Source organism: Halomonas sp. DP5Y7-2 (assembly GCF_019802025.1).
GTDB classification, from domain to species: domain Bacteria; phylum Pseudomonadota; class Gammaproteobacteria; order Pseudomonadales; family Halomonadaceae; genus Halomonas; species Halomonas litopenaei_A.
In genome coordinates, this window is record NZ_JAHVHY010000003.1 from 630962 (window position 1) to 647284 (window position 16323).

The 16323-nt window shown below is 61.6% G+C and carries 12 protein-coding genes and 2 tRNA genes; 13 read left to right on the plus strand and 1 reads right to left on the minus strand.

Annotated features, from left to right (window positions below; genetic code table 11):
• Positions 1 to 47: 47 nt before the first annotated feature.
• Together carB and greA are read left to right on the plus strand one after the other, a co-directional pair.
• A complete protein-coding gene (gene carB, locus KUW18_RS06435; RefSeq protein WP_222561014.1) occupies positions 48 to 3278 on the plus strand; it encodes a carbamoyl-phosphate synthase large subunit in 3231 nt (1076 codons plus the stop codon).
• The gene (gene greA, locus KUW18_RS06440) at positions 3275 to 3751 is read left to right on the plus strand and encodes a transcription elongation factor GreA (protein ID WP_206942482.1); all 477 of its coding nucleotides are present in this window, start codon (positions 3275 to 3277) and stop codon (positions 3749 to 3751) included. Before carB ends, greA begins: the two co-directional genes overlap by 4 nt.
• A 137-nt stretch (positions 3752 to 3888) precedes the next feature.
• Here greA and KUW18_RS06445 read toward each other — a convergent pair whose 3' ends face one another.
• Positions 3889 to 4215 (minus strand): YhbY family RNA-binding protein, encoded by a 327-nt coding sequence (locus KUW18_RS06445; RefSeq protein WP_222561060.1) that lies wholly within the window; start codon positions 4213 to 4215, stop codon positions 3889 to 3891.
• Between the two features lie 327 nt (positions 4216 to 4542).
• Between KUW18_RS06445 and rlmE the strand changes: the two genes are divergently transcribed.
• The 11 genes from rlmE (at position 4543) to infB (ending at position 16320) form a co-directional block, all read left to right on the plus strand.
• The gene (rlmE, locus tag KUW18_RS06450) at positions 4543 to 5211 is read left to right on the plus strand and encodes a 23S rRNA (uridine(2552)-2'-O)-methyltransferase RlmE (RefSeq protein ID WP_206942483.1); all 669 of its coding nucleotides are present in this window, start codon (positions 4543 to 4545) and stop codon (positions 5209 to 5211) included.
• A 317-nt stretch (positions 5212 to 5528) separates the two neighbouring features.
• Entirely contained in the window at positions 5529 to 7520 is a 1992-nt protein-coding gene (gene ftsH / locus KUW18_RS06455) for an ATP-dependent zinc metalloprotease FtsH (protein ID WP_206942484.1), read from the plus strand.
• Positions 7521 to 7716: 196 nt separating this feature from the next.
• On the plus strand, positions 7717 to 8511 hold the full coding sequence (gene folP, locus KUW18_RS06460; protein ID WP_206942612.1) for a dihydropteroate synthase: 795 nt from the start codon (positions 7717 to 7719) through the stop codon (positions 8509 to 8511).
• A complete protein-coding gene (gene glmM, locus KUW18_RS06465) occupies positions 8504 to 9853 on the plus strand; it encodes a phosphoglucosamine mutase (protein ID WP_206942485.1) in 1350 nt (449 codons plus the stop codon). Before folP ends, glmM begins: the two co-directional genes overlap by 8 nt.
• Positions 9854 to 10005: 152 nt before the next feature.
• On the plus strand, positions 10006 to 10752 hold the full coding sequence (tpiA, locus tag KUW18_RS06470) for a triose-phosphate isomerase (RefSeq protein ID WP_206942486.1): 747 nt from the start codon (positions 10006 to 10008) through the stop codon (positions 10750 to 10752).
• A gap of 4 nt (positions 10753 to 10756) precedes the next feature.
• Positions 10757 to 11191 (plus strand): preprotein translocase subunit SecG, encoded by a 435-nt coding sequence (gene secG / locus KUW18_RS06475; protein ID WP_206942488.1) that lies wholly within the window; start codon positions 10757 to 10759, stop codon positions 11189 to 11191.
• A 16-nt stretch (positions 11192 to 11207) separates the two neighbouring features.
• Positions 11208 to 11294 (plus strand) — tRNA-Leu (locus KUW18_RS06480).
• A 131-nt stretch (positions 11295 to 11425) separates the two neighbouring features.
• Positions 11426 to 11502, plus strand: a tRNA-Met gene (locus tag KUW18_RS06485).
• Between the two features lie 210 nt (positions 11503 to 11712).
• Positions 11713 to 12174, plus strand: coding sequence for a ribosome maturation factor RimP (gene rimP / locus KUW18_RS06490; protein ID WP_206942489.1), 462 nt, complete (start codon positions 11713 to 11715; stop codon positions 12172 to 12174).
• 87 nt (positions 12175 to 12261) lie between these two features.
• Entirely contained in the window at positions 12262 to 13755 is a 1494-nt protein-coding gene (nusA, locus tag KUW18_RS06495) for a transcription termination factor NusA (protein ID WP_206942490.1), read from the plus strand.
• A gap of 27 nt (positions 13756 to 13782) precedes the next feature.
• Positions 13783 to 16320 (plus strand): translation initiation factor IF-2, encoded by a 2538-nt coding sequence (gene infB, locus KUW18_RS06500; protein WP_206942491.1) that lies wholly within the window; start codon positions 13783 to 13785, stop codon positions 16318 to 16320.
• Positions 16321 to 16323 lie beyond the last annotated feature (3 nt).

The following is a 16323-nucleotide window of genomic DNA, read 5'->3' on the forward strand; positions in this document are numbered from 1 at the left end:
CTCACCCAGACTCCGGTTCATCGTCCAATTTTCTTGCGGGAAGCACCATGCCCAAGCGTACAGACCTGAAAAGCATCCTTATCATCGGCGCAGGCCCGATCGTCATCGGTCAGGCCTGCGAGTTCGACTATTCCGGCGCCCAGGCCTGCAAGGCCCTGCGTGAAGAAGGGTTCCGCGTCATCCTGGTCAACTCGAATCCGGCGACGATCATGACCGATCCCGCCATGGCCGACGCTACCTATATCGAGCCGATCACCTGGCAGGCGGTAGAGAAGATCATCGAGGCTGAACGCCCCGATGCGGTGCTGCCGACCATGGGGGGCCAGACCGCGCTGAACTGCGCACTGGACCTGGATCGTCACGGTGTCCTGGAAAAGTATGGCGTTGAGATGATCGGGGCCAATGCCGACACCATCGACAAGGCCGAGGATCGCGATCGCTTCGACAAGGCGATGAAGAATATCGGTCTGGAGTGCCCCAAGGCCAAGATCGCTCACAGCATGGACGAGGCCTGGGAAATTCAAAGCGAACTGGGCTTCCCGGCCATCATCCGGCCGTCCTTCACCATGGGCGGCTCTGGCGGCGGCGTGGCGTACAACAAGGAAGAGTTCAAGGAAATCTGCCATCGTGGCTTTGAGCTCTCTCCGACCCATGAGCTGTTGATCGACGAATCGCTGCTGGGGTGGAAGGAATACGAGATGGAGGTCGTTCGCGACAAGAACGACAACTGCATCATCGTTTGTGCCATCGAGAACTTTGACCCCATGGGAGTCCACACGGGTGACTCCATTACCGTGGCGCCTGCGCAGACGCTGACGGACAAGGAATATCAGATCATGCGTGACGCTTCTCTCGCGGTGCTGCGCGAGATCGGCGTCGAGACCGGTGGCTCCAACGTCCAGTTTGGCGTGGACCCCGAGACCGGGCGCATGGTGGTCATCGAGATGAACCCGCGTGTATCGCGCTCCTCTGCGCTGGCCTCCAAGGCCACCGGCTTCCCGATTGCCAAGATCGCTGCCAAGCTGGCGGTGGGCTACACCCTGGATGAGCTGCAGAACGATATTACCGGCGGGCGCACTCCGGCCTCGTTCGAGCCGTCCATTGATTACGTCGTCACCAAGATTCCGCGTTTCACCTTCGAGAAGTTTCCCCAGGCCAATGACCGCCTGACCACCCAGATGAAGTCGGTGGGTGAGGTCATGGCGATCGGCCGGACCTTCCAGGAGTCTCTGCAGAAGGCCCTGCGCGGCATGGAGACCGGTAATGATGGCCTCGACCCCATCGTGACCGACTTCAGCGCTGACAACATGGCGCTGATCAAGGGCGAGCTGCAGGCTGCCGGTGCCGAGCGCATCTTCTACATCGCCGACGCTATGCGTTCCGGCATGAGCGTGGAAGACGTCTTTGAACTGACCAATATCGACCCCTGGTTCCTGGTCCAGCTCGAAAATATCGTCAAGATCGAGCAGGATCTGGCCAGTCGCTCGCTGTCCTCGCTGGATGCTGGCGAGATCTATCGTCTCAAGCGCAAGGGCTTCGGTGACGCGCGCCTGGCCAAGGTGCTTGGCGTTTCCGAGGACGATGTGCGCAAGGCACGCCAGGATGCCGGTATCCGCCCGGTGTACAAGCGGGTAGACACCTGTGCCGCCGAGTTTGCCTCCGACACCGCCTACATGTACTCGACCTATGAGGAAGAGTGCGAGGCCGAGGTCAGCGACCGCCAGAAGATCATGGTGCTGGGTGGAGGTCCGAACCGTATCGGCCAGGGTATCGAGTTCGATTACTGCTGCGTCCATGCCGCCTTCGCCATGCGCGATGACGGCTACGAGACCATCATGGTCAACTGCAACCCCGAGACCGTGTCCACCGACTACGATACCTCTGACCGTCTGTACTTCGAGCCGGTGACTCTGGAGGACGTGCTCGAGATCGCCGACAAGGAAAAGCCGGTCGGCGTGATCGTCCAGTTCGGTGGCCAGACCCCGCTGAAGCTTGCCCGTGCCCTCGAGGCTGCTGGCGTGCCGATCATTGGTACTACCCCGGATGCGATCGACCGTGCCGAGGACCGCGAGCGTTTCCAGCAGATGATCGACAAGCTGGGTCTGAAGCAGCCCCCCAATGCCACCGCCAGAAGCTTCGATGAGGCCTTCTCCAAGGCCGAAGCAATCGGCTACCCGCTGGTGGTGCGCCCGAGCTACGTGCTGGGCGGCCGGGCCATGGAGATCGTCTACGACGCCAGCGAGCTCGAGAACTACATGACCCATGCGGTCAAGGTCTCCAATGACTCGCCGGTATTGCTCGACCATTTCCTCAGTGCGGCGGTCGAGGTGGATATCGATGCAGTGTCCGACGGCGATCAGGTCGTGATCGGCGGCATCATGCAGCACGTGGAGCAGGCCGGTGTGCACTCGGGCGACTCCGCCTGTGCGCTGCCGCCGTACTCGCTGCCGGCGGACGTGCAGGACGAGATGCGCGAGCAGGTCAAGCGCATGGCCGTCGAGCTGGGCGTGAAGGGTCTGATGAACGTCCAGCTGGCCTGGCAGGACGGCGAAATCTACGTCATCGAGGTCAACCCGCGTGCCTCGCGCACTGTGCCCTTCGTATCCAAGTGCATCGGCACCTCGCTGGCGCAGGTTGCCGCCCGCTGCATGGCTGGCGTCAGCCTCAAGGAGCAAGGGTTCGAGCGGGAGATCGTGCCGCATTTCTATAGCGTCAAGGAAGCGGTGTTCCCGTTCAACAAGTTCCCCGGTGTGGATCCGATCCTGTCGCCGGAAATGAAGTCCACCGGCGAGGTGATGGGCTCTGGCGAGACCTTTGCCGAGGCCTTCTACAAGGCTCAGCTGGGTGCTGGCGAGGCGATCCCGCCGCTGACCGGTGATCGCAAGGCGTTCCTGTCGGTACGCGAGCCGGACAAGGCGGGTGTTATCGAAGTGGCTCGTTCTCTGGTAACATTGGGCTTCACACTCTGTGCGACCCGAGGAACGGCGGCAGCCCTTGAACAGGCTGGTCTGCCCGTTGAGGTCGTCAGTAAGGTTTACGAAGGCCGGCCGCACATCGTCGATTCCATCAAGAACGACGAGATCGCCTATATCGTCAATACCACCGAGGGCCGCCAGGCCATCAACGACTCCTCGGTGATCCGCCGCACCGCACTCGCCCACAAGGTTCCCTATGCCACGACGCTGGCAGGGGCCAGTGCCGTTTGCTTGGCGCTCGAGTACGGCAATGCCGTTACCGTGCGGCGGCTACAGGAACTGCATGCAGGAGCGAATACATGAACAAGGTCCCGATGACCGTCGCCGGTGAGCAACGCCTGCGTGAAGAGCTCGAGCAGCTCAAGAGCGAGGCTCGCCCGACAGTGATCGCTGCCATCGCGGAAGCCCGCGAGCATGGCGACCTCAAGGAAAACGCCGAGTACCATGCTGCCCGCGAGCAGCAGGGCTTCATCGAAGGCCGTATTCAAGAGATCGAGGGTAAGCTGTCCAACGCCCAGGTCATCGATGTCACCAAGTTGCCGAAGACGGGCAAGGTGATCTTCGGCGTGACCGTCGAGCTGTTGAACCTGGATACCGACGAAGAGGTGACCTACCGCATCGTTGGTGAGGATGAGGCCGACATCAAGGAGCGTCGCATCTCCGTCACGTCACCCATTGCCCGCGCCTTGATCGGCAAGGAAGAAGGTGAAGTGGTGCTGGTGCGCACTCCTGGCGGCGAAGTCGAGTACGAGATTACCGGCGTCGAGCACATCTAAGCGCAACTCTCCCGCTCCAACGACACCGCCCCGCCAGGCAACCTGGCGGGGCGGTGTCGTTTGGTGTTAAAGCTGGCCTTGAGCCGTCGCCTTCCGCGCTTGGCGGCTGACCTGATAGCCGTCAGTGGCTAGCGCTGTCAGTGGCGGCCGTGGTGGTTCTCGAAGCGAGTGATGTTGGACAGCTTCGGGTTGGCCTTGGGGTTCTTGCGATACAGCAGGGCGACCTTGCCGATCTTCTGGATCAGCTCGGACTTGCTCTGGTTGACCAGTTCGTCCAGCACGGCGGTGCGGTCGTCGCGGTCGGGAATCGCCAGCTTCACCTTGACCAGTTCATGGTCATTGAGGGCGCGTTCGAGCTCGGCCAACAGGCCCGCGGAAATGCCGTTCTCCGAGGCCGTGACCACCGGGTCGAGGTGGTGGCCGATGCTGCGCATTGCTTTCTTTTGTGCCTGTGACAAGCTCATGGTATCTTGCTTCATTCCGTATTGGCCGTTGGGCGCGTGACCGCACATGGTACGGGTAAACCCCGTGCGGTGAAAGCGATGTCGCCTGTCGATTGTCGTCGATGGCGCCCCCGGCATCCATTTTTTCAATCGCTGTCGGCGCTTACCGGACACCCCCATCGATACGCCTTCGACCCGGGCGTCGTCCGAACCGATACCGCGCTTCATGGTCATTCTCTGTCCAGGTGAGCGGCACTCCGAACGGAGCAGCCTGTAGACCATCCCATCCATTGGTCTCGGTCAGCCGCTTCAGGACATCGTCCCCGGCAACTTCTCTCAGGTGGTGTAGTGGCAGCCTCTCGTCCCCCTTCCAGCAAGAAATCCTCCAGCAAGAAGCCCTCGTCCAGCAAGACGAGTGCGAGCTGGCTGAAGGAGCACTTCGACGATCAGTATGTCCAGCAAAGTTGGCAGGATGGCTATCGCTCCCGGGCGAGCTACAAGCTGGTTGAGCTGGATGACAAGGACAAGCTGCTCAAGCCCGGTATGACGGTGATTGACCTGGGCGCTGCTCCAGGCGGCTGGAGTCAAATAGCGGCCGAGCGAGTGGGGGACAGTGGCGTTGTCATCGCCTCGGACATCCTGGAGATGGATGCCCTGGCGGGCGTCGATTTCGTTCAGGGAGATTTTACCGAAGACAGTGTGCTCGATGAGTTGCTGGCGCGCCTGCAAGATCGCCCGGTAGACCTTGTGATGTCGGATATGGCCCCCAATATGAGTGGTATGGCGGCGATCGATCAGCCGCAGGCCATGTACCTGGTGGAGCTGGCGCTGGACTTGGCAAGGCAGACGCTGCGTCCCGAGGGCACCTTTCTGGCGAAAGTGTTCCAGGGCGAAGGCTTTGACGAGTACCTGAAGGAGCTGCGTGGTGCCTTCCGCAAGGTTGTTACGCGCAAGCCAGGTGCCTCGCGGGCGCGCTCCCGGGAGGTGTACTTGCTGGCCCAGGGGTTCAAGGGGTAGCGGCAGCCGGCTGCCACGCCCTCGCTCCAGTAGCAGGCTCCGGACAAAGGCGTCGGTCTCAGCGAGTGGCGGCGAGATGTGGGGCGACGAAAGGCGTCTGCGATAGCTTTCGACTAATGCTGCGATAATGTCAGATGTGCTCGCTATGAGGCCAAATTCATGGCGGGGCAGAGGTATACTGCTGGTGGCGCTCGCTGAAATCAGCGCAGTGACACCTTGGGTCGGTCGCAACAGGCTGGCTGAACAAGGCTGGCTCATGTAGTGTCGAACCCTTAGGCACCATAGGCCGACAGATTCTTGCAATTGAGGGTGGTCCCTTGAACGACATGGCGAAGAACCTGATTCTGTGGTTGGTCATCGCGGCGGTGCTGCTGACGGTGTTCAACAACTTCAGCGTCGAGAATGCACCGAACCAGATGAACTACTCACAGTTCGTCCAGCAGGTGCAAAATGAACAAGTACGCAGTGTGACCATCGATGGTTACACGATCAGCGGTGAGCGCAACGATGGCTCCAGCTTCCAGACGATTCGCCCTTCGGCGGAAGATCCGAAGCTGATGGATGATCTGCTGTCCAATAACGTGACTGTGGTGGGCAAGAAGCCCGAACAGCAGAGCTTATGGACGCGGCTGCTGATTGCCAGCTTCCCGATCCTGCTGATCCTGGCCATCTTCATGTTCTTCATGCGTCAGATGCAGGGTGGCGGCGCCGGTAAAGGCGGCCCGATGAGCTTCGGCAAGTCCAAGGCGAAGCTGCTGTCCCAGGATCAGATCAAGACGACCTTTGCGGATGTTGCTGGCTGCGATGAGGCCAAGGAAGAGGTCGAGGAGCTGGTCGACTTCCTGCGCGACCCCACCAAGTTCCAGCGTCTGGGCGGGACGATTCCCCGTGGTGTGCTGATGGTGGGCCCGCCTGGTACGGGTAAGACCCTGCTGGCGAAGTCCATCGCTGGTGAGGCCAAGGTCCCGTTCTTCTCGATCTCCGGCTCTGACTTTGTCGAGATGTTCGTGGGTGTCGGTGCTTCCCGTGTTCGCGACATGTTCGAACAGGCCAAGAAGCAGGCGCCCTGCATCATCTTCATCGATGAGATCGACGCCGTAGGTCGCTCGCGCGGTGCCGGCATGGGTGGCGGCAACGATGAGCGTGAGCAGACCTTGAACCAGTTGCTGGTCGAGATGGACGGCTTCGAGGCCAACGAAGGCATCATCGTGATCGCTGCCACCAACCGTCCCGACGTGTTGGATCCGGCTCTGCTGCGCCCAGGTCGCTTCGACCGTCAGGTGGTGGTGCCGCTGCCCGATATTCGCGGTCGTGAGCACATCCTCAACGTCCACCTGCGCAAGGTGCCGCTGGCTGATGACGTCAAGCCGACCTTCATCGCTCGTGGTACCCCCGGGTTCTCCGGTGCCGACCTGGCCAACCTGGTCAACGAGGCAGCCCTGTTCTCGGCCCGCCGCAACAAGCGTCTGGTGGGTATGGAGGAGCTGGAGCTGGCCAAGGACAAGATCATGATGGGCGCCGAGCGCCGCTCCATGGTCATGACCGAAAAGGAAAAGTTGAATACCGCCTACCACGAGGCCGGCCATGCCATCATCGGTCTGGTCATGCCCGAGCATGATCCGGTGTACAAGGTCACCATTATTCCTCGTGGGCGTGCGCTGGGTGTGACGATGTTCCTGCCGGAACAGGATCGCTACAGCCTGTCGCGGCAGCAGATCATCAGTCAGATCTGCTCCTTGTTCGGCGGCCGTATCGCCGAGGAAATGACGCTGGGTCCGAATGGCGTCACGACAGGGGCATCCAACGACATCAAGCGCGCCACTGAGCTTGCCCACAACATGGTGGCCAAGTGGGGTCTTTCGGAAGAGATGGGTCCGATCATGTACGACGAGGACGAGTCGCATCAGTTCCTCGGCGGCCCGGGTCAGGGCGGCGGCAAGCTCAAGTCCGGCGACACCACCACGCGCCTTGATCGTGAAGTCCGCAAGATCATCGATGGCTGCTACGCGCAGGCACAACAGATCCTTGAGGACAATCGTGACAAGCTGGATGCCATGGCTGACGCGCTGATGCAGTACGAGACCATCGATGCCGACCAGCTCAAGGACATCATGGAAGGTCGTGATCCGCGTCCACCCAAGGACTGGGATGAGCCTGGCTCCGGTGGTGGGTCTCCGGTGACCGGCGATCCCGCTGCCACTGCCGACAATGATCAGCCCAGTGCTGACAGCGAAGAAGGTGACGAGGAAGACGATGACAGTCCCGGTCGTCGTCCCTCCGACCCCCTCGGCGGCCCCGCCGGCAGCTGATGCTCTGCCCCTGACAGAGGCGCCCCACGGGGCGCCTCTGGCGTTGCAGGGGCAGCTGTCGCGCGATGCTGCGATAGTGGCCCTCATCTCGTGTCTTACCATGTCTCCAGCCAGGACTTTTTCACCGATGGAATCTCGTTATCCCGCCGTGCTGCCCTGCGGCCGACATCGGCTCGATCTCACCTTTCCCCGCGTCATGGGCATTCTTAACGTGACGCCTGATTCTTTCTCTGACGGCGGGCGCCACATGGTGATCGATGATGCCCTGCGTCACGCTGAACAGATGCTGGCGGAAGGTGCCGCCATCATTGACGTGGGTGGCGAGTCGACCCGGCCGGGGGCCGCTCCGGTGAGCGCCCAGCAGGAAATGGATCGCGTTGTTCCCGTGGTTGAGGCGCTGGTGCGCGAGCTGGACGCCCTGGTGTCGGTGGATACCTCGACGCCTGAGGTAATGCGTGAAAGCGCACTGGCTGGCGCAGGCATGATCAACGACGTGCGCAACCTGCGGCGCGAAGGTGCGCTGGCAGCGGCGACCGGAACGGGGTTGCCAGTAGTGCTGATGCATATGCTGGGTGAGCCGGGCGATATGCAAGACGCACCGAGCTACGCGGAACCGGTCGAGGAAGAAGTCGCGCGCTTCCTGGAATCCCGTGTCACAGAATGTGAGGCTGCTGGGCTGCGTCGGGAACGTATCTTGCTGGACCCGGGCTTTGGTTTCGCCAAGACGGTAGAGCATAATCTTCGCCTATTGCACCGCATGGAGCGTCTAGAAGCCCTGGGGCTTCCGCTGCTGGTCGGCATGTCTCGCAAGAGCATGATCGGCAAGGTGCTCGATCGCGCTGTCGAAGAGCGTCTGCCGGGAGGCCTGGCCTTGTCGGCGCTGGCGGTCGAGCGCGGTGCTCGCATATTGCGCGTTCACGATGTGGGGCCCCATGTGGACGCGGTGAACATGACTTGGGCCGTTCTCGAGGAAGGAGAACACCATGGCTAGACGCTACTTTGGCACGGACGGAATTCGCGGCACCGTCGGGCAGGCGCCCATCACCCCTGACTTCATGCTCAAGCTTGGATGGGCGACTGGGCGCGTGCTCGAGCCGCGCCGGCAGCGGGCGCGCGTGTTGATTGGCAAGGATACGCGGATCTCCGGCTACATGTTCGAGTCGGCCCTCGAGGCAGGGTTGTCGGCAGCCGGCGTTGACGTCATGTTGCTGGGGCCAATGCCGACGCCCGGTATTGCCTACCTGACGCGTACCTTCAGGGCGGATGCCGGCATCGTGATTTCGGCGTCCCACAACGCCTATCAGGACAATGGCATCAAGTTCTTCTCGGCCGAAGGCGCGAAGCTGGGTGACGAGATCGAAGAGCGGATCGAAAAAGCCCTGGAAGAGACGCTGACCACCGTGCCGCCGGATGAGCTGGGCAAGGCAAGTCGCGTCGATGATGCTGCCGGGCGCTACATCGAGTTCTGCAAGTCGACCATTCCGGACCGCGTCAACCTGCATGGGCTGCGGATCGTCCTCGACTGCGCCCATGGGGCCACGTACCACATCGCTCCTGCGGTATTCAAAGAGTTGGGTGCCAAGGTGACCCTGGTAGGCGCCGAGCCAGATGGCCTGAATATCAACCGTGAGGTCGGCTCGACCCATCCCGCGGCGTTGCGCGCCGCAGTGATTCAGCAGGGGGCGGATCTGGGGGTGGCCTTCGATGGGGATGGCGACCGCGTGTTGATGGTCGATGCCGATGGTCATGAAATCGATGGCGACGACATGCTCTACCTGATCGCCAAGGACCGCCACGAGCGAGGCGAACTGGGTGGGGGAGTGGTCGGCACCCTGATGAGCAACTTTGGGCTGGCGGCAGCGCTGGAAGGCATGGGTGTGCCATTCGAGCGGGCCAAGGTCGGCGACCGTTACGTGATGGAGCGACTGGCGGCCAACAACTGGTTGCTTGGCGGCGAGTCGTCGGGTCATATCGTGTGCCGTCATGTGCAGACGACGGGGGATGGTATTGTCTCGGCGCTGCAGGTGCTGTCCTACATGGTGCGCGAGGAGAAGCCGCTGTCGCGGTTGCTGTACGGTTTCGAGAAAGCCCCCCAGTCACTGGTCAACGTGCGATTGCCCGCGGGTGTTGATGCCAAGGCCGTGATGGCAGAGCCTAGCCTGGACGCTGCGACCAAGGCCGTAGAGGCGGAGTTGGGGGCTGAAGGGCGAGTGCTGCTGCGTCCATCCGGCACTGAGCCGTTGATTCGCGTCATGGTCGAGGGTCGCCCCCATCTGGACGTTGAGGGGCTGGCACGTCGCCTTGCCGATGATGTGCGTGGGCTGGTGAGCTGACCCTGTCCCTTGCGGCGGCACGCTGACGCCAGTTCTGACACTATCGGGGCCGCTGCTTGGCCCCAGGTACTGGGTCGGCGTGTCCGTCATGATTGTTGTCTTGACAGGGCCTCTCCTATACCATTTCGGCCCACCTTGAAAGAGGATGATCCATGCGTGCACCGCTGATTGCCGGCAACTGGAAGATGAACGGCTCGCGTAGCCTGATCGACAGCTTCGCCGAAGCGCTGTCCCGTGCCGACCTGCCCGAGGCGGTTACCGTAGCGCTGGCTGTACCTTTTCCCTATGTCGGAGCGGCGCGAGAGGCACTTCCATCCTCCGTGCGTGTCGCTGGTCAGACGCTGAGCGACAAGCCAGATGGCGCCTATACCGGTGAAGTCAGTGGCGCCATGCTGCGTGACGTTGGTGCACAGATGGTGCTGGTGGGCCATTCTGAGCGGCGCACGCTGTTCGGAGAAGATGACGCCGCAGTGCTGGCCCGGGTCCAGGCGGCGCTCCATCAGGGCCTGACGCCGGTGCTTTGCCTCGGCGAGACCCTCGAAGAGCGCGATGCGGGTCGCACCGAAGAGGTGGTGCTGGGACAGTTGTGCGCGGTATTGGACGTGCTCGACAGTGATGCGCGAGCCCGTCTCGTGCTGGCTTACGAGCCGGTGTGGGCGATTGGCACAGGGCGTACCGCGACACCCGAGCAGGCGCAGCACGTGCATGCGGCAATCCGAGCGCGACTCGAGCAGTACGGTGGCGCCCTGGCGGCGTCCATGCAGGTTCTCTACGGCGGCAGCATGAAGCCCGATAATGCGGCGGAATTGCTGGCCCAACCGGACATCGACGGCGGCCTGATCGGCGGAGCATCGCTGAAGGTCGACGATTTTCTAGCCATTTGTCAGTCAGCAGGTTGAATCCATGCAAGTTGCCATTCTCATGATCCACGTGGCGATCGCTATCGCCCTGGTCGTCCTTATCCTGCTGCAGCAGGGCAAGGGTGCCGATGCCGGCGCTTCGTTCGGTGGCGGTGCCTCTCAGACCGTCTTTGGTTCCCGTGGTAGCGGCGGTTTTCTGTCCAAGGCCACCGGCGCGCTGGCGGCATGCTTCTTTGCCACCTCGCTGACGCTGGCCTATTTCGCCTCCGAGGCAGGCAATGCTGCGCCAGTGGCAGGTATTCCTGACGCCGAGGTCATCGAGCAGCAAAACGGTACGCCAACACTGGACGACAGCTCCACGCAGAACAGCGCACCAGCGCAAGGTGAGGAAAACACCGAAAATTCCGCGCCCACGCTTGACGGTGAGTCAGCTGATGTGGATAATGCTGCGCCAGTGCTGGAGGACAGCGACAGCTGATCTCCGGACTCCCCTAGCCGAAGTGGTGGAATTGGTAGACACGCTATCTTGAGGGGGTAGTGACCGTATGGTCGTGCGGGTTCAAGTCCCGCCTTCGGCACCATTTTCCAAACGGCATCGCCGTTGGGAAAACAAGCTCTCCTGGTACGCCCAGTGATCTTTTCAGGGTTGGCGGTTCGGTGAGATGCCTTGACGCCCTGGTCATGGCGAAGTATACTCACCGGCCTAGATTGATGCGGGGTGGAGCAGTCTGGTAGCTCGTCGGGCTCATAACCCGAAGGTCATCGGTTCAAATCCGGTCCCCGCTACCATCTTCTTGGCAGGCATGCAGGTATCCTCAAGGGGCATGCGTAACATCTGCCAGATGGTGACAGGTTTCTTGGAAAAGCCCCTTCCTGTGAAGGGGCTTTTTGTTAGCAGCTTGCCGGGTGTGCCCGGCAGCGCGAACGCCAATCAGCCACCTGACTTTCCTGTTCACTCCCGGCCAGGTGCTGATGCAACGGCTGTAGGAGCTTTCATTCGTGGCGACCAAAGATGCTGCGCTCAATGCGTTGATCGAACCGGTGGTATCTGCCATGGGGTTCGAACTCTGGGGTATCGATTACCTGTCCCAGGGAAAACATTCCCGTCTGGTGATTTATATCGATCATGCCGATGGTGTCAGCGTCGACAACTGTGCCGATATTAGTCGCCAGGTCAGCGCCATCATGGACGTCGAAGACCCGATCGCTGGTGAATACCGGCTCGAGGTGTCTTCGCCGGGCATGGATCGTCCGCTGTTCACGCTCGACCAGTTCTCTCGTTACGCCGGCCATCACGTGGCGCTGAAGTTGCGCTCCCCGTTCGAAGGGCGGCGCAAGTTTCAGGGACTGCTGGCAGGCGTCGAGGGCGATGAGGTACTGGTTCAGATCGACGGCGAGGAATATTGCTTCCCGATCGATGGTATCGATCAGGCGCGGGTGGTACCGCAGTTCGATAACTGACGTACTCGGGTGCGCCACGGCTGATGCGCAACAGTTGACGCACGACAAGAGAGAACAAGGATCGGTTTTTTGGCGAGGCTTTAAGGCATGAGTAAAGAAATTCTGGCGGTCGTTGATGCGATCTCCAATGAAAAGGGTGTCCCCCGCGAGGTCATCTTCGAGGCCGTAGAAGCTGCGCTGGCAAGTGCCTCGCGCAAGCGCTTCGAGGATGAGGAAGCCAGCGTGCGCGTGCACATCGATCGCGTGACGGGTGAGTACGAGACCTTCCGTCGCTGGGTGGTGGTCGAGGACGACGACTTCGACGGCCCGGATGCCGAAATCAAGCTGACCTTCGCCGAAAAGCGCGATCCACCGCTGGGCCTGGGTGACGTGGTTGAAGAACGCATCGAAAATGCCGCCTTCGGTCGTATCGCCGCACAGACCGCCAAGCAGGTGATCGTGCAGAAGGTCCGCGAAGCTGAGCGTGCCGAAGTCGTACGTATCTATGCCGAACGCGAAGGCGAGCTGGTGGCAGGTATCGTCAAGAAGACGACACGTGACGGGTTGATCATTGACCTGGGCGACAACGCTGAAGCGTTCCTGCCGCGCAGTGAGATGATTCCCGGCGAGCGCTATCGCATGAACGAGCGTGTGCGTGCCCTGCTGGTCAAGGTCGACGCCGAGGCGCGCGGTGCTCAGCTGATTCTGTCGCGTACCAACCCGCAGATGATCATCGAGCTGTTCAAGATCGAAGTCCCGGAAATCGCCGAGCAGCTTATCGAGATCAAGGGTGCGGCACGTGATCCAGGCTCTCGCGCCAAGATTGCGGTCAAGACCAATGATCGTCGGATTGATCCGGTAGGTGCTTGTGTCGGTATGCGCGGTTCGCGGGTACAGGCGGTCTCCTCCGAGCTTCAGAATGAGCGTGTCGACATCGTGCTGTGGGATGACAATCCTGCACAGCTGGTGATCAACGCCATGGCGCCGGCGGACGTGGCCTCCATCCTGGTGGATGAAGATGCCCATGCCATGGACGTCGCCGTAGCGGAAGACAACCTGGCCCAGGCCATCGGCCGTAGTGGTCAGAACGTGCGTCTCGCGTCGGAGCTGACCGGGTGGCGTATCAACGTCATGACCGAAGCCGACGCCGAGGCCAAGCGCGATCAGGAAATCGACAGCCTGGTCGAGCACTTCGTTCAGCATCTGGACATCGACGATGATGTCGCCCGGCTGCTGGTCGAGGAAGGGTTCACCTCTCTGGAAGAGGTGGCCTACGTGCCGGTCGAGGAAATGCTGGAAATCGAAGAGTTCGACGAAGACCTCATCGAGGAGCTTCGAGCTCGCGCCAAGGACGAGCTCTTGAACCTGGCCATTGCCTCCGAGGAGGAATTGGACGGAGCCCAGCCGGCGGATGATCTGCTTGAGATGGACGGTATGGAGCGCCACCTGGCCTTCATTCTGGCTAGCCGTGGTATCAAGACCATGGAAGATCTGGCCGAACAGTCCGTCGACGATCTGGTGGACATCGAAGAGGTGGACGAAGAGCGCGCCGCGGCATTGATCATGACCGCCCGTGCGCCTTGGTTCGAGAGCGAACAGTAACAGGGTCACGGGCTGAGGAGGGTCGTAATGTCAGAGATGACCGTTAAGGATTTTGCAGCAAAGGTGGGGCGTGAAGTGCCCCGTCTGCTGGAGCAGATGAAAGAAGCCGGACTCGAGCACAAGTCGGAAGGCGATGCCGTGTCCGAGGAAGACAAGCGCAAGCTGCTGGACTTCCTGACCAAGAGCCACGGTGGTGGTGCAGGCGTCGGTGCTGGTGCGCGCAATCGCATCACCCTGACCCGCAAGACGCGCAGCAAGATCAAGACGAGCGAGCGCGGCAAGACCATCGAGGTGCAGGTTCGCAAGAAGCGCACCTACGTCAAGCGCGAAGAGACCCCGGAAGAAACTCCGGCCCCGGCCGAGGACCACGGTCCGCGTCAGCTGGTCGGTGATATGGCCGATTCTCGTGCGCGTCGTGAGGCTGAAGAAGCCGAAGCGGCCAAGCAGCGCGCCGAAGAGAAGGCGGTTCAGGAAGCCGAGCAGGCGGCCAAGGCCCAGCGTGAAGCTGAACAGGCCGCCGCAGTGCCCGATATCCCCGTGCCCGAGCTCGATACCTCCGCTCCTGCCGGAGACGAGCCCCCGGCGCCGCCGAAGGAAGGCCGTGGTGATGTGCGCCGCGCTGCCGTCAAGAAGGCTGCGGGCAAGGGCGGCAAGAAGGGTCGCAACGAGCGTGACGACGACGACCGTAGCGATCGCGAAGAGCGTCGCCGTGGTGGCGGCAAGAAGGTCAAGCGTGCCGAGCGTCGTGGCAGCCGCCGTGGTGGCAGCCAGGGCAACGGCAAGCATGGCTTCCAGAAGCCGACCCAGCCGATCGTCCGTGAAGTGTCCATTCCCGAGTCCATCTCGGTGGCGGACCTCGCCGACAAGATGTCGATCAAGGCCAACGAAGTCATCAAGGCCATGTTCACCATGGGCGCGGCGGTGACGATCAACCAGACCATCGACCAGGACACCGCGGCGATCGTGGTGGAAGAAATGGGTCACACGCCCAAGCTGGTCAAGGATGATGCCCTCGAGACCGAAGTGCTCGAAGCCATCTCCTACGAGGGTGAGGAAATCACTCGCTCTCCGGTGGTCACGGTCATGGGTCACGTCGACCACGGCAAGACCTCGCTGCTCGACTACATTCGTCGTGCCAAGGTGGCTACCGGTGAGGCAGGGGGCATTACCCAGCACATCGGTGCCTATCACGTCGAAGACGACAGTGATGGTGTGACCTTCCTGGATACGCCTGGACACGCGGCGTTCACCGCCATGCGTGCCCGTGGTGCCAAGGCCACTGACGTTGTCATCCTGGTCGTGGCTGCCGACGACGGCGTGATGCCTCAGACGATCGAAGCGGTCGAGCACTCCAAGGCAGCGGAAGTGCCGATGGTGGTGGCGGTCAACAAGATCGACAAGCCGGAAGCCGATCCCGACCGGGTCAAGAACGAGCTGTCCCAGCACGGCGTCATCTCGGAAGAATGGGGTGGTGACACCCAGTTCGTCCACGTCTCCGCCAAGACCGGCGAAGGCATCGAGGCGCTGCTGGAAGCGGTCCACCTGGTGTCCGAAGTGCTCGAGCTCAAGGCAGTCCCGAGCGCGCCTGGCAAGGGCGTGGTGGTCGAGTCGCGGCTCGACAAGGGACGTGGTCCGGTGGCTACCGTACTGGTCCAGAATGGTACGCTGAAGAAGGGCGATATCGTCCTGGCAGGCCTGCACTATGGTCGCGTACGTGCGCTGACCAACGAGCTTGGCAAGCAGGTCGATGCGGTGGGTCCCGCCATGCCGGTGGAGATCCAGGGCCTCGACGGCACGCCGGAAGCCGGTGATGACTTCATGGTTGTCGCCGACGAGAAGAAGGCCCGTGAAGTGGCCAACTTCCGTCAGGGCAAGTACCGCGAGATCCGTCTGGCACGTCAGCAGAAGGCCAAGCTCGAGAACATGTTCTCGCAGATGGGCCAGGAAGAGGCGGCCAAGGTCAACATCGTGCTCAAGGCCGATGTGCAGGGCTCGTTGGAAGCCATCAAAGGCGCCCTCGAGGAGCTGTCCACCGACGAGGTGCAGGTCTCCGTGGTGTCCTCCGGTGTCGGCGGTATCACCGGTACCGATGCCAACCTGGCCCTGGCCAGTGAGGCGATCGTGGTCGGCTTCAACGTGCGTGCCGACGCGGCTGCCCGCGAGATCATCGAGCGTGAAGGTCTGGAGCTGCGCTACTACAGCGTCATCTACCACCTGATCGACGAGGTCAAGCAGGCCATGAGCGGCATGCTCGAGCCTGAGTGGAAGGAAGAGATCGTCGGTGTGGCCGAGGTCCGTGACGTCTTCCGTGCACCGAAGATCGGTGCGGTGGCTGGCTGCATGGTGGTCGAAGGCACGGTCTTCCGTAACAAGAAGATCCGCGTGCTGCGCGACAACGTGGTCATCTACGAAGGTGAGCTCGAGTCGCTGCGCCGCTTCAAGGACGACGTCCAGGAAGTGCGCAACGGCATGGAGTGTGGCATCGGCGTGAAGAACTACAACGATGTCCAGGTCAACGACAAGATCGAGGTCTTTGACCAGGTCAAGGTCGAGCGCACGCTGTAAGCG